This is a genomic window from Pseudoalteromonas sp. AWM4_233 (assembly GCF_056158285.1).
This window is the reverse complement of the sequence record NZ_JBSWSZ010000001.1, coordinates 3,440,318-3,453,947: the sequence shown is the minus strand read 5'-3', so window position 1 is coordinate 3,453,947 and position 13,630 is coordinate 3,440,318. Positions and strand designations below refer to the sequence as shown.

Below are 13,630 nucleotides of genomic sequence, written 5' to 3'. Positions count from 1 at the left end.
ATATGCAGTCATTATTAGAGCCTTGTATTGAGCTTGCCCAAAAAGCAGGCCAAGCCATTATGGATATCTATAAACAAGATGACATTGGCCAGCAAGAAAAGTCAGATCATACACCAGTCACCAAAGCTGATTTGGCCTCTAACGAAGTGTTGATGGCAGGTTTGCAGGTTATGGCTCCCGACATTCCGATTATGTCTGAAGAGACGCCTATTCCAGCCCTTGAAAAACGCCGAGAGTGGCAGCGTTATTGGTTACTTGATCCTATGGATGGTACAGGCGAGTTTATTCTGCAAAGTGGTGACTTTGCGGTAAATATTGCACTGATAGAAAACAACAAACCTGTGCTTGGGGTGATTTTCTGGCCTGCTAAAAATACCACATACTTTGCTTATGCAGGTTTAGGTGCATTCAAACGTGTGGGTGAAGAACAGCAGCAAATTAGCGTTGCCTCACCTGATAACTTAACTTTAGCAGTGAGTCGCAGACAAAAACTCGAAGCAGTAAGTCAGTACTTGAATAGCCAATTTGATACCGTTGCGCTTGGTTCATGTTCACTCAAAGCGTGTATCATCGCAGAAGGCAAAGCCGATTGTTTTTTACGAATTGGCCCAACAGGCGAGTGGGACACGGGCGCTTCACAGGTAATTGTAGAAGAAGCCGGTGGCTGTATCACTGATTCTGAGTTTAACCCTTTAACTTATAATCAAAGAGAAACCACAGAAAATCCTGATTTTATCGTTATGGGTCATCCTGATTGGCAATTCCAAAAGCTGATCACGCCTCACCAGCGTATTGTTGAGTAAATGTTAAAAAGCTAGCAGGTAATGCTAGCTTTTTCGGTACTTTGCTAGACTTTTGTTTTATTTTTATCCATTTGAACGCGATTTCGTGTTTTATGCCTTGCAATAAAAATTTAATCCATTATTATAGCGACCTCTTGAAAGGGAGACCTTTCAAAACTCATTAAAATAATTCAATTTATTTTAATGTTACAGGCGCGGGATGGAGCAGCCTGGTAGCTCGTCGGGCTCATAACCCGAAGGTCGTCGGTTCAAATCCGGCTCCCGCAACCAATTCTTTTAGAGAGAATCAAAACCTCTAAGGCTCGTTTGCTTATGCAAACCATTCGGACGCGGGATGGAGCAGCCTGGTAGCTCGTCGGGCTCATAACCCGAAGGTCGTCGGTTCAAATCCGGCTCCCGCAACCAATTCTTCTAGAGTGAATCCAAAACTCTAGGGCTCGTTTGCTTATGCAAACCATCTGACGCGGGATGGAGCAGCCTGGTAGCTCGTCGGGCTCATAACCCGAAGGTCGTCGGTTCAAATCCGGCTCCCGCAACCAACTTTCTTACCTTTAAATTTCCTTTATTAAATACCCTAATTAGACTTTTAGCTCGAATATAGTTTTAAACTTTCGTATGTTATGTCTTACCCGCTCTTATTATTCATAAAGCTCATTGGTTCAAACCCGGTTTCTACGTCCAACTCTCTGATCTCTTAAAAACATAATAATTAAACATTTTTCATCAAATTCAATTTGACGTTTAAACGTGATTAATAATTAGCATCGCTTATCGCTTATCGCTTATCGCTTATCAGTTTTAACTGAGCTATTTTTGCTCTGGACCGACCAGTTTAGTTGCAAATTTTTTAGCCTTTTCAAAATTAGAAAATTTAGCCTTATAAATTTATAAAATGCATTATCAATGTAATTATTGATGTTTGCGTGTGTAATTTAAATCAATTAACTGCTCGAAATAGATTAAGATCTGCGCCAATTCTATAATCATAAACGAGAGCAACATGACAGCAGTAAACAACCAGAATTTGCTTCAATTACGTTTTATTCAACAGCCTCATATTGATGGTGTAAAACCATTCTTTGATCATCTACCTGATAACCCATATGCAGACGGTGCTTTCCGTAAACGTCGTTATTCGGTATTGAAGTTTGTTGATAATGAAGTAAGCCTTCAGCCAACTAAAGCGTTTGTTCAAGACGACTCAATTAACAACTTTCAGGGTAACATTGAGCGTGTTTATGAGAATTTAGAAACCGATTTAATTAATAGCGATGCATTTAAGCACTTACTGACTGAATTCAGAGCGATGACGGGCATTGAAGAGAGCCGTGACATCGAAGTTCATCAGTTCAGAATGTTAGCGATTGAAAGTGACACACCACCGGCACCAGAAGGAGTTCACCAAGATGGTTTTGATCATGTATGTGTATGTGGCGTCTCTCATGAAAATATCGCAGGCGGTGAGCTGCTGGTATACGAGCACAAAGAAGCTGAGCCTTGCTTCAAGATGGAAATCAAAGACGGTTTGTTTGCACTTGTGAATGACCGTGAAGTTTGGCACAACGCCACACCGATGAATAAACTAAATGCCGATGAAGTTGGTTATTTAGATTGCTTCGTGTTTACAGCGTAAGAGGCCATAATGGAACTACAAAAATTGCGTCGTCAGTTCCCTGCACTTATGCAGCAGGTGAATGGTCAATCTCCTATCTTCCTTGATGGTCCGGGTGGCTCGCAAGTACCTCAGACAGTGTTGAGTGCGATGTCGGCTTATTTGGGTTACTACAACTCAAATTTAGGTGGTGCATTCTTCTCAAGCGATAAAACTGTCAGTTTAATGGACAATGCGCGTCAAGCAGTTGCTGATTTATTAAATGCGCCTAGCAAAGAGCAAATCGTGTTTGGCGCGAACATGACGAGTCTAACATTTAGCTTTAGTCGTGCGATATCACGTGACTGGCAAGCGGGTGATGAGGTGATTGTGACCAATGCCGATCACTTCTCAAATGTGTCTTCTTGGCGTCAGGCTACTGAAGATAAAGGCGCACTTGTACACGCTGTAAAAATCAATGAAGCGGATTGCACTCTAGATTTAGCACACTACAAGTCATTGTTAAATGACAAGACTAAGCTAGTTGCAGTGACTTATGCGTCGAACACGACGGGTTCTATTAACGATATTAAACAGATCGTTGAACTTGCGCACCAAGTTGGTGCGTTGGTGTATGTGGATGCGGTTCACTACGCGCCTCATGAGCTTATCGATGTTCAGGCACTTAACTGTGACTTCTTAGCGTGTTCGGCTTACAAGTTCTTTGGCCCGCACGTAGGTATTGTTTATGGTAAGCGTGAACATTTAGAAGGTTTTACACCATATAAAGTGGAGCCTGCAAAAGATGTGATCCCAGGTCGTTGGGAAACAGGTACGCAGAGCTTTGAAGGCCTAGCGGGTGTGATTGCTGCGATTGACTATATTGCGAGTCTAAGTGACCTACCAGAAAGCACGCCACGTCGTGAGCGTTTAGCACAAGCATTTGCTAACACCAAAGAACATGAAATGGCATTAAGTGCGTATTTCTTAAAGCGCCTTGCTGATTTTCCTCAGATCCGTTTATACGGTATCGAAGATGAATCTCGTCTTGCTGAGCGTACACCAACTTTTGCTTTAACATTTGAAGGCTTTGCACCGCGAGAAGTGTCTGAGTTCTTAGGCAAGCAACATATGTGCGTGTGGGATGGTAACTTCTATGCGCAAGGCTTGTGTGAGCAGCTTGGTGTAATGGATAAAGGGGGTGTTGTTCGTATTGGTTGTATGCACTACAACACCATTGAAGAGCTAGAAAAATTATTCAGTGTGTTTGAAGCGTTACTGAATCGCTAATTTTGCTTGAATAAAAAAGGCGCTATTAAGTGCCTTTTTTATTTCTAGCGGTAGTCTTAGCAGTAATCTTTATTGCTAACGCAACCTAAGTAGCTCATACAACGCCAAGCAGGCTGTGTCCAATTAGGATCCCAACCTCCGGCTACTTTTGGGGTAACAGCTTGTGGTAAATCGCTGCTGTTTTTTGACAGGCTTTTCATTTTCTTTTTGTTTAATTGCAACTTCATATTATTCTCCTTAATTAAAGTTTGCTTGTTTGAGTGAAAAATAATCGCTGCAATTACACTTGAAGTAAAATGAAATATATTAATGTATGAAAAACAAGCTAAATATTTTCTTCAATATAATTATTTAGCTTTGCGATTCGCTGGCCCATACCTTCAATAATTCTATCTTTAATTTTTTCTCTGATCACACTTGGTAGGCGAGTTAATGCTTCTGGTGTAATGGTCAGTAAAATACTGTCGCTGAGTGCTTTGGCATTGGTACTATGTTCACGTTTACAAATAAATGCGCCTTCACCTATGAATTCACCCGGACCTACCTTGCCGAGCTGACTGAGTTCTCCTTTTTTAAATATAGCGAGCTCACCGCTTAGAATAATAAATAAACGGTTATCTTTATCGAAGCGCTTGAAGGCATGCTTGTCTTTTTGGACGAGATATAAATGGCTGAAAGACTCAAGCAATACTTGTCTTTCAGCTAAAGTGAAGTCACTAAAAAAAGGCAGACGATTGATTATTTCTAGCTGTTTAATCAGCGGTACATGTTCTAGTAACTTCATAGATAATATTCAGAATAGTTTTAACTATCCTGAATATTGCGCTCTTTTAGTTTTCGGGTCAATGTATTGCGGCCCCAACCTATACGAAGTGCAGCATCTTGTTTATGACCGTGGCAGGCATTTAAAGCGGTTTTGATCAGACGGGTTTCAAGTTGCGCTTGAACTGCCGGCCAAATATTCTCTTTGCCGTTTTTAAGCTCTTGGTTAAGCCAGACTTGAAAGGCATCGAGCCAATCGCCTTGCGCTTCGGGTTGTACTTGCGTGTGCTGTAACTCGTCGGGTAAGTCGATATCACCAACTAGTTCGCCAGGTGCCATAACAGTTAACCAGCGGCAGGTGTTTTCTAATTGGCGTACATTACCTGGCCAGTGATACAACTGCATGGTCTTGATCGCTTCAGCAGAAAGCGTTTTACTTTCGACCTGTAATTCTTTCGCGCTCTTTGCTAAAAAGTGAACGGCTAAACGTTCAATGTCTTCTGGGCGCTCTCGTAAGGCAGGGATCTTCAAACGCACTACATTGAGGCGATGGAATAAGTCTTCACGGAATTTACCTCTTTGCACTAAGGTTTCGAGATCTTGGTGTGTGGCCGCGATAATTCTTACATCAACCTTAATGCTTTGATGTCCACCAACACGGTAGAACTCTCCATCGGCTAACACGCGCAATAAACGAGTTTGCACGTCGAGTGGCATATCACCGATTTCATCTAAAAATAACGTACCACCATCTGCCTGCTCAAAGCGACCGCGGCGCATGCTATCAGCGCCAGTGAAAGCGCCCTTTTCATGGCCAAACAACTCTGACTCTACAAGATCTTTTGGAATAGCCGCCATGTTGAGTGCGATGAAAGTATTGGCTTTACGCGGGCTATGATTATGTAATGCGCCTGCAACAAGCTCTTTACCCGTGCCAGATTCACCATTGATCAAAACACTCATACTTGAAGCCGATAATTTACCGATGGCGCGAAATACTTCCTGCATTGCAGGGGCTTCGCCTATGATATCAGGGCTGTTTTGTGGTGTGCTCGGTTGCGCTTTGGTTTTACGGTTTTGTTGCTGAGTCTCGTAAGCACGTTCAACTAGTTGGGTTGCTTCGTTCAGATCAAAGGGCTTTGCCAGATATTCAAATGCCCCTTTTTGAAATGCATTGACCGCTGAATCTAAGTCTGAGTGTGCTGTCATAATGATCACAGGCAGATTAGGGTGCTGGCTATTAATCTGCTCGAGTAACGCCATGCCGTCAATACCTGGCATACGCACATCAGATACAAGCACTGCCGGTTGGTTGTATTCAAGCGCAGTCAGTACATCTTGGCCATTTGTAAAGCTTTCTGTGGCAAAACCTGCACGAGACAAAGCCTTATCTAAAACGAATCGAATAGATGCATCGTCGTCAACTAACCAGACTGATTTCATTCGTGATTCCCCGATGGTTGTGATGTAAATGGCAAATATATATTGAACTCGGTATGACCCGGCCAGCTGTCACATTCAATACTGCCACCATGTTGTTCTATCAGTGTTTGTGCAATAGAGAGCCCGAGACCAGAGCCACCTTCTTTATTGGTTACCATAGGGTAAAATAAGGTGTCTTTTAATTGTTCGTCTATACCTGGTCCATTGTCGCTGATTTGAATAAGCAGTGCTTTTTTAACGACATGATCCCCTTGACGAACACGATGTCTGAATCGGGTTTTTAAGGTTATCTCTCCACCTTGTTTGAGCGCTTGCTGTGCGTTACGCACGATGTTTAAGATCACTTGTTGGATCTTAGCTTGGTCAATAACCACATCAGGAATACTCGGATCGTAATCTTTCTTTAAGCTGATGTGTTGACCCAGCTCAAAGCTACATAGTTTGATCACAGACTCTAACAGTTGGTGGATATTGCACGATGTTTTATTAGGGAGCTGGTTAGGGCCTAATAATTTATCTACCAATTCAGTCAGTCTATCTGCTTGCTCTATGATCAGTTGTGCACATTGCTCGCGCTCTTGCTGGCAAGTCTCATGCTGCAATAATTGCGCCGCTCCACGAATTCCGCCCAATGGATTTTTTATTTCATGGGCAAGACCGCGAATGAGTGTGCGCGCAGCATGATATTGGTGCATTTGCTTAGAGGCTTGATCAAATTTTACTTCGTCATCAATTTTGCGACATTCAAGCAAAATGTACGCTTGGTGCTGATGCACAATTTTACGGCTGTATATGTTCAGTGTGGCAGAGCGATTATCGATGAACACCACGTCTACTCTGTGTTGCTGGCAATCAACGCCTTCATCTAGCACGTATTGAGAGAGCTTTTCTAGGTCGATACTATGATGATTAAAAATACTGAGTAGAGGTTGATTGAGTAGGCGCTTTAGGCCCAAGCCAAACAGTTCACTACAAGAATTGTTGGCAAATTGAATAGTGTAAGCATCATCAATGACTAAGATGCAAGTTGATAGATTTTGCCAAACGTTTTCGGCAAAAGACGTTAAGGAGTGTACCATGATGGATCAGCTTTCATTGTTATGCACCAATTTGGTGCGTTTTATCATACGCCTACATTTGACTTGCATCAACGCTTACTGACACTGGCTTTATGAAGGTAAAATGTGTGCTCTTTGCTTGTCGCAATTTGTGTGCCTTGAGGATTAAAAACAGCCATTTTTATCTTATGTTCACCTCGTGAGAGTGATTTAAGTACAAATGAAGTGGAAGACTGCTTTGCACCTACAGTACTGCCGTTATGGAAGAGCTGGACGGTAAAGCCTTTATGAAAGCTAGGCAGCACCTGACCACTGACATAAACGGTACCAGTGTTTTCTCTAATGGTTTGTTCGTGGTTGGGAGAAGTGATATTTGCTTGATAAGAGATTTGCTTTTGGGTGTTTGATGATTGCAGAACATTGGTATTGGTATTGGTATTGGTACTTGGCATGACCAATGGCTTATTTAACTTTACTTCTTGCGCGCCTTTTCTGGGGGTGTCTGAGTAGACCCAATTGCCATTTTTATCTTTCCAACGATAAATTTTAGCGTCACTTGGCAGCGCAATCAGTGCCATTAAAATACATAACCCCTTTACCGTCCATTTCATTTTTTTGCCCTAACTCTTATCACACAATGCAATAAATACTTTAGTTGTTTATGAACTGCTTTACCATAAAAAAGCCCGCTTTCGCGGGCTTGAGAACACATATGATTTAGGCGCGTGTCAGTTACACGCTTGAGTGCATTTTAAACTCGTCACATGTAGTGTGAGTTGTCATGCACTAAATATACGGAGAATAATTACTGGGTAATTAAACGCTGTAATACATTTCGAACTCAACTGGGTGAGTCGTCATGTTCAGTTTTTCCACTTCTTGTGACTTAAGTTTGATATATGCATCAATTAAGTCATCAGTGAATACGCCACCTTGGATAAGGAATTCACGGTCAGCATCAAGTGCTGAAAGCGCTTCTTCTAGTGAAGCTGCAACTGTTGGGATTTCAGCCGCTTCTTCTGCAGGTAGGTCATATAAATCTTTGTCCATTGCATCGCCAGGGTGGATCTTGTTCTTGATACCGTCAAGACCAGCCATAAGCATTGCTGAGAACGCTAGGTAAGGGTTTGCTGTTGGATCTGGGAAACGTACTTCGATACGACGTGCTTTCTCAGAAGGAACAACTGGAATACGGATTGAAGCAGAGCGGTTACGTGCAGAGTATGCAAGCATTACTGGTGCTTCGAAGCCTGGTACTAAACGCTTGTATGAGTTAGTAGACGCGTTAGCGAATGCGTTGATTGCTTTAGCGTGCTTGATGATACCACCGATGTAGTATAGTGCTTCTTCAGAAAGACCGCCGTACTTGTCACCAGCGAAGATGTTCTGGCCATCTTTGCCTAGTGATTGGTGACAATGCATGCCTGAACCGTTATCGCCTACGATTGGCTTAGGCATGAAAGTTGCCGTTTTACCATATAGGTGCGCCATGTTGTGGATAACGTATTTCATTTCTTGAATTTCGTCTGCTTTCAATACCATTGTATTGAAGCGAGTTGCGATTTCGTTTTGACCCGCTGTAGCTACTTCGTGGTGGTGTGCTTCAACAACTTGGCCTAGCTCTTCTAGAACTAAACACGTTGCAGAACGCCAATCTTGTGAAGAATCAACTGGTGCTACTGGGAAGTAACCGCCTTTTACGCCTGGACGGTGACCCGTGTTACCGCCTTCGTAATCTTTGTCAGAGTTCCAACATGCTTCTTGAGCATCAATTTTGTACATAGAACCAGACATGTCAGTTTTGTACTTAACATCGTCAAATAGGAAGAACTCAGGCTCTGGACCGAATAAAACAGTGTCTGCGATACCAGTCGAACGCATGTACTCTTCTGCGCGCTTTGCAACAGAACGTGGGTCACGCTCGTAACCTTGAAGTGTTGATGGCTCAACAACATCACAACGCACGATGAGTGTTGTTTCTTCAGCAAATGGGTCTAATTTTGCTGAGTCAGCATCTGGCATTAGCACCATGTCTGATTCGTTGATGCCTTTCCAACCAGCGATTGAAGAACCATCAAACATTTTACCATCTTCAAAGAAATCTTCGTCAGCTTGGTGATGAGGAATAGAAACGTGTTGTTCTTTACCTTTAGTGTCAGTGAAACGTAGGTCAACAAACTTAACGTCGTTTTCCTTGATAAATTGTAAAACTGTATGAGACATGTGTGTCCTCCAAAACTCGTTGGGTTAGTTATTTTGCTATAACTTTCGTTATTACTGCGCAGCTATAAGCGGGTATTGTGCCAGTTTTTTATCTAAATGAATTTAAAGGTTTTTTGTGTTTTTTAATTTGTGTTGCACCTTGGTGGTGCACCAACATGATCCGCTAATGCACGTTCGTGGTGCAGCTCCAGTATAGTGCATGATGCTTTTTTGCCCAGTTTTTAGTTGCAAAAATACACACGTTAATTTCATTTCCATGCTGTATTAGCTGCAGGGTGGCTGTATTGTCATTTAAATCACATTTATAAAAGGTATTTTGTTGAGATTGTTGTATTAAAGCGGGCGCTTTTATGGCGTGGTTTATTTCAGCTTCTATACTGAATTGACCCTTTATTCGTCGAATAATGACGTCAGTTGAAAAAATAATGCTGCATAAACTTTCATCTATGGCGTTATTAGGGGATAATACGCCCCTTTTAAATTCTAGCGGCCTATTTTGGGCTGTGCTACACGATTTGGTGTATAGGATTAACCCACTCTTTCGAGTAATTATCTGAGTTATAAACATGAGCATTGAAAAATTACGTAATATCGCGATTATCGCGCACGTTGACCACGGTAAAACGACCCTAGTAGACAAGCTACTAGAGCAATCGGGCACGTTAGAAACACGTGGCGGTAATGAAGAACGCGTGATGGATTCCAACGACATCGAAAAAGAGCGTGGTATTACCATCCTAGCTAAAAACACCGCGATTGAGTGGAACGATTACCACATCAACATCGTAGACACTCCGGGACACGCTGACTTCGGTGGTGAAGTAGAACGTGTTCTTTCAATGGTTGACTCAGTATTACTACTAGTTGATGCGCAAGAAGGTCCAATGCCGCAAACGCGTTTCGTAACGCAAAAAGCATTCGCTCTTGGTCTTAAGCCAATCGTTGTTATCAACAAAATCGACAAGCCAGGTGCACGCCCTGATTGGGTAATGGACCAAGTATTCGACTTATTCGATAACCTAGGTGCAACTGACGAGCAGCTTGATTTCCAAGTTATCTACGCTTCAGCAATTAACGGTTGGGCAACGCTTGACCTAGACGAGCCTTCAGACAACATGCAACCAATGTTCGAAGCGATCGTTGAGCAAGTAGAAAAGCCCGATGCAGATCCTGCAGGCGCATTCCAAATGCAGATTTCACAGCTAGACTACAACTCATACATCGGTGTAATCGGTGTTGGTCGTATCAAGCGTGGTACTGTTAAAGTAAACCAACAAGTAACAATTGTTGGTGCTGACGGTTCTACTCGTAACGGTAAAGTTGGCCAAGTACTGACTTACTTAGGTCTTGACCGTCACGAAGCACAAGAAGCGCAAGCGGGCGACATCATTGCAATCACAGGTCTAGGTGAACTTAAGATCTCTGATACTGTATGTGATGTAAACGCAGTTGAAGCACTTCCAGCGCTTTCTGTTGATGAGCCAACAGTAACAATGACGTTCTCTGTAAATACGTCTCCGTTCTCTGGTCAAGAAGGTAAATTCGTAACTTCACGTAATATCCTTGAGCGTCTTCAAGCTGAACTTGTTCACAACGTAGCACTACGTGTTGAAGAGACAGACAACCCAGATAGCTTCCGTGTTTCAGGTCGTGGTGAACTTCACCTAGGTATCCTAATCGAAAACATGCGTCGTGAAGGCTACGAGCTTGCAGTATCTCGTCCAGAAGTAATTCTTCGTGAAGTAGATGGTCAATTAGAAGAACCATATGAAACAGTAACTGTTGACGTTGAAGAAGAGCACCAAGGTTCTATCATGGAACAGCTTGGTCTTCGTAAAGCTGAAATGACTGATATGGCACCAGATGGTAAAGGCCGTATTCGTATGGACTTCATGATGCCTTCACGTGGTCTAATCGGTTTCCAAACTGACTTCATGACACTAACATCTGGTTCAGGTCTTATGTACCACACATTCGATCACTACGGCCCACACAAAGGCGGTAACATTGGCCAACGTAAGAACGGTGTACTTATCGCAAACGCGGCAGGTAAAGCACTAACTAACGCACTATTCAACCTACAAGACCGTGGTAAGCTATTCATCGGTCACGGTGTTGAAGTTTACGAAGGTATGATCATCGGTATTCACGCGCGTGATAACGACCTAACTGTAAACGCGCTTAAAGGTAAGCAGCTTACTAACGTACGTGCATCTGGTACTGACGAAGCACAAAACCTTGTGCCACCAATCGTTATGACACTTGAGCAAGCACTTGAGTTCATTGATGATGATGAGCTAGTAGAAGTAACACCAGAAAGCATCCGTATCCGTAAGAAACTACTTACTGAAAGCGAGCGTAAGCGCGCGAGCCGTGAAGCTAAGAAATAACCTCTTACGAGATGTAAAAAAACCGCTCAACTGAGCGGTTTTTTTGTAGCTAAATAAAGCAAACTATTTAGAAGAATTACTTTTTGGCTTTTAATTAAAACAAACCATAGCTTTCGGTTTCTTCAGGTTCATAACTGTGTAAATGTTCTGGCCTAAAAATCGCACTAGGATCGATTAATACGCTATGTGTATCATCACGTTTAATTAAACCTTTCATCATTTGCTTAGTCTGCGGATCGATATCAAAACCGATATTGGTGATCTCATGAAGTGGTTTGATCTCACTTTCATCACAGTGAATATTGTCTTGAACTTGATCTACCAATAAGCCGATATGCGGTTTTTGGCCATCTAAGGTTGTAAAAACAATAATAGGTTTATGATCGAGCGTGATTTGATCTCTCGCTGACTCAAATAATCGGATCAGTTTTTGGTAAGTTGTAGTACGCTCTTTCTCGAGCATTCTTACTGCTTGTTCTTTTTCGCCTTTGGCACACATATCTAATAAGGTGCTTGAAAGATTGTGTAATTTTGTATGTGGTTCTTCAAAGCGTGCAAGTAAAGCTTTTAAATCTTCATTATCAGTTTTGAAACTATAAAACCACTTACCAAATTCACATTGTCGAGGATCTCGTGCTTTGGTGAAAGCGACACCTTCATGAATGCTGTGTTCAAGTGCCACTAACCAAGCTTTATGATCTTGTTCACGATCATGTAGAAGTTTTACGAGTGCTTGATTCACTTCAGAGGAAGATTGGTTATTTAAGATTAAGCCAAGATCAAAAATAGGCGTTGGGGTGCCCATGTAATCTTTGACCCCCAAGAAGCTTGGGTTGCCGTTTGGCAATGAGGTTAGGTTTCCTTCATAGCGCTCGGTCAGCAATATGTCTAAGATCTTTAAAGAAATTGTTTTTTGCCCAACACGAAAGTTAATTAAATCCATGTCTGCCTCATCATGCTTATAAGTATGACTAATGATAGATCAATTACGAATGATATGAACGGAAAATTGGTAATTTCTTTTGCTTTGGTTTGATCTTAAATAAATGACGTAATTCATCATCTTGGTTGATCACATTGCTTAAGGCATTGAGGACACAGTTAGAATTAAATGGTAAAGGACACATTTTTGCGGCACGACTAAACACTAATGCGTTGAGGTACCCTTCAAAGATGGCGTGCGTAATAGGTAAAGAATGTGTGCTTAACGTTGCTCTGAATTGCTCACAAATTTTACCCTCACAAGAGACTGGATTTGGCACCACTTCTGTGACCATTAATTTGCTTGGTTGAGTCAGCTTACTTAATAGGTCTTCGCTGGAGACAAATGATACAGTGGTGAATGCAAGTTTCTTGTTTTGCTTTTGTGATAGCAGGATGAAGTGTGATAAGGGCTCATAAGTGCCGACCATAGCAACGGCAGTGGCTTCACTGTTGCCAATTAGTTTGAGTGCTTTCTCAACTTCATTGGTATTTCTACGAAATCGGCCGACAACCTGAGGTTCTAACCCCCTCATTCTTAGTGCCGCAGTGAGACTTTTTTGTAATGTAATACCAAATTCGTCAGCTTGTATGAGCAATGCAATTTTTGAATGGCCTAATTCATCAACTAAGTAACTGATTTGTTCTTTTGCCTCATCAAGGTAGCTGGCTCTTAAGTTAAACACTTTGAATGCGGGTCTTTCCCTTAAAAATGCAGCACCCGTATAGGGCATAAGTAAAGGTATTTGCGTGTGCTCTAGCATGGATTTTATGGCAGTTGTGGTTGGGGTACCCATATAACCAAATAATGCATGTACTTTTTTATCGTAAATAAAAAAGCGTGTGTTGTTGACGGTATGGTTTGGCTCATAGCCATCATCTCTCACATCGAGTTCGATAAGCGAGCCATGAATTCCACCTTGCTTGTTGAGTTGCTCAAAGTAAATTCTAGATCCCGAAGCAAGTTGTTTGCCTATTTCACTGGCAGGTCCAGTTAATGCTACCGACATACCTAGCTTAATGTCGAGTTGCGATCCAGAAGCCATAAGCTGGTTTGCCCACAGTAGGCAAGAAGTAAGCAAAATTGAG

Annotated in this window: 12 protein-coding genes and 3 tRNA genes; 7 read left to right on the top strand and 8 right to left on the bottom strand. The window is 42.2% G+C overall.

Annotation, left to right across the window (positions count from 1 at the left end):
- The first annotated feature begins 2 nt into the window (after nt 1–2).
- The 6 genes from cysQ (at nt 3) to ACXAC4_RS15695 (ending at nt 3,684) form a co-directional block, all read left to right on the top strand.
- Nucleotides 3–803: a 3'(2'),5'-bisphosphate nucleotidase CysQ gene (gene cysQ / locus ACXAC4_RS15720; protein ID WP_475163210.1), complete on the top strand. Its 801-nt coding sequence runs from the start codon at nt 3–5 to the stop codon at nt 801–803.
- A gap of 193 nt (nt 804–996) precedes the next feature.
- Nucleotides 997–1,073 (top strand) — tRNA-Met (locus ACXAC4_RS15715).
- Between the two features lie 58 nt (nt 1,074–1,131).
- Nucleotides 1,132–1,208: transfer RNA gene (locus tag ACXAC4_RS15710), tRNA-Met, on the top strand.
- A 57-nt stretch (nt 1,209–1,265) separates the two neighbouring features.
- Nucleotides 1,266–1,342: transfer RNA gene (locus tag ACXAC4_RS15705), tRNA-Met, on the top strand.
- A gap of 461 nt (nt 1,343–1,803) precedes the next feature.
- Entirely contained in the window at nt 1,804–2,436 is a 633-nt protein-coding gene (locus ACXAC4_RS15700) for a 2OG-Fe dioxygenase family protein (protein ID WP_138630925.1), read from the top strand.
- 9 nt (nt 2,437–2,445) lie between these two features.
- Nucleotides 2,446–3,684, top strand: coding sequence for a cysteine desulfurase-like protein (locus ACXAC4_RS15695; RefSeq protein ID WP_475163207.1), 1,239 nt, complete (start codon nt 2,446–2,448; stop codon nt 3,682–3,684).
- Nucleotides 3,685–3,740: 56 nt separating this feature from the next.
- Here the strand turns inward: ACXAC4_RS15695 and ACXAC4_RS15690 are convergent, their stop codons facing one another.
- From ACXAC4_RS15690 to glnA, 6 genes are all read right to left on the bottom strand, one after another.
- The gene (locus ACXAC4_RS15690) at nt 3,741–3,911 is read right to left on the bottom strand and encodes a hypothetical protein (RefSeq protein WP_171037261.1); all 171 of its coding nucleotides are present in this window, start codon (nt 3,909–3,911) and stop codon (nt 3,741–3,743) included.
- 98 nt (nt 3,912–4,009) lie between these two features.
- The gene (locus ACXAC4_RS15685; RefSeq protein WP_475163204.1) at nt 4,010–4,468 is read right to left on the bottom strand and encodes a Crp/Fnr family transcriptional regulator; all 459 of its coding nucleotides are present in this window, start codon (nt 4,466–4,468) and stop codon (nt 4,010–4,012) included.
- 20 nt (nt 4,469–4,488) lie between these two features.
- Nucleotides 4,489–5,889 carry a nitrogen regulation protein NR(I) gene (ntrC, locus tag ACXAC4_RS15680; RefSeq protein WP_475163202.1) on the bottom strand — a complete coding sequence of 467 codons (1,401 nt, stop codon included), beginning with the start codon at nt 5,887–5,889 and terminating at the stop codon, nt 4,489–4,491.
- Nucleotides 5,886–6,968: a nitrogen regulation protein NR(II) gene (gene glnL / locus ACXAC4_RS15675; protein ID WP_475163199.1), complete on the bottom strand. Its 1,083-nt coding sequence runs from the start codon at nt 6,966–6,968 to the stop codon at nt 5,886–5,888. Before glnL ends, ntrC begins: the two co-directional genes overlap by 4 nt.
- A 68-nt stretch (nt 6,969–7,036) precedes the next feature.
- The gene (locus ACXAC4_RS15670) at nt 7,037–7,558 is read right to left on the bottom strand and encodes a DUF4124 domain-containing protein (RefSeq protein WP_475163196.1); all 522 of its coding nucleotides are present in this window, start codon (nt 7,556–7,558) and stop codon (nt 7,037–7,039) included.
- Between the two features lie 205 nt (nt 7,559–7,763).
- Nucleotides 7,764–9,170 (bottom strand): glutamate--ammonia ligase, encoded by a 1,407-nt coding sequence (gene glnA / locus ACXAC4_RS15665; protein WP_058031201.1) that lies wholly within the window; start codon nt 9,168–9,170, stop codon nt 7,764–7,766.
- A 566-nt stretch (nt 9,171–9,736) separates the two neighbouring features.
- On the opposite strand from glnA, the gene typA reads away from it, so the two are divergent.
- Nucleotides 9,737–11,560 carry a translational GTPase TypA gene (gene typA / locus ACXAC4_RS15660; protein WP_058031200.1) on the top strand — a complete coding sequence of 608 codons (1,824 nt, stop codon included), beginning with the start codon at nt 9,737–9,739 and terminating at the stop codon, nt 11,558–11,560.
- 94 nt (nt 11,561–11,654) lie between these two features.
- On the opposite strand, the gene ACXAC4_RS15655 is transcribed toward typA, so the two are convergent.
- Together ACXAC4_RS15655 and ACXAC4_RS15650 are read right to left on the bottom strand one after the other, a co-directional pair.
- Entirely contained in the window at nt 11,655–12,503 is an 849-nt protein-coding gene (locus tag ACXAC4_RS15655) for a CZB domain-containing protein (RefSeq protein WP_421965761.1), read from the bottom strand.
- A 43-nt stretch (nt 12,504–12,546) separates the two neighbouring features.
- On the bottom strand, nt 12,547–13,587 hold the full coding sequence (locus tag ACXAC4_RS15650; RefSeq protein WP_475163190.1) for an ABC transporter substrate-binding protein: 1,041 nt from the start codon (nt 13,585–13,587) through the stop codon (nt 12,547–12,549).
- Between the last annotated feature and the right edge of the window lie 43 nt (nt 13,588–13,630).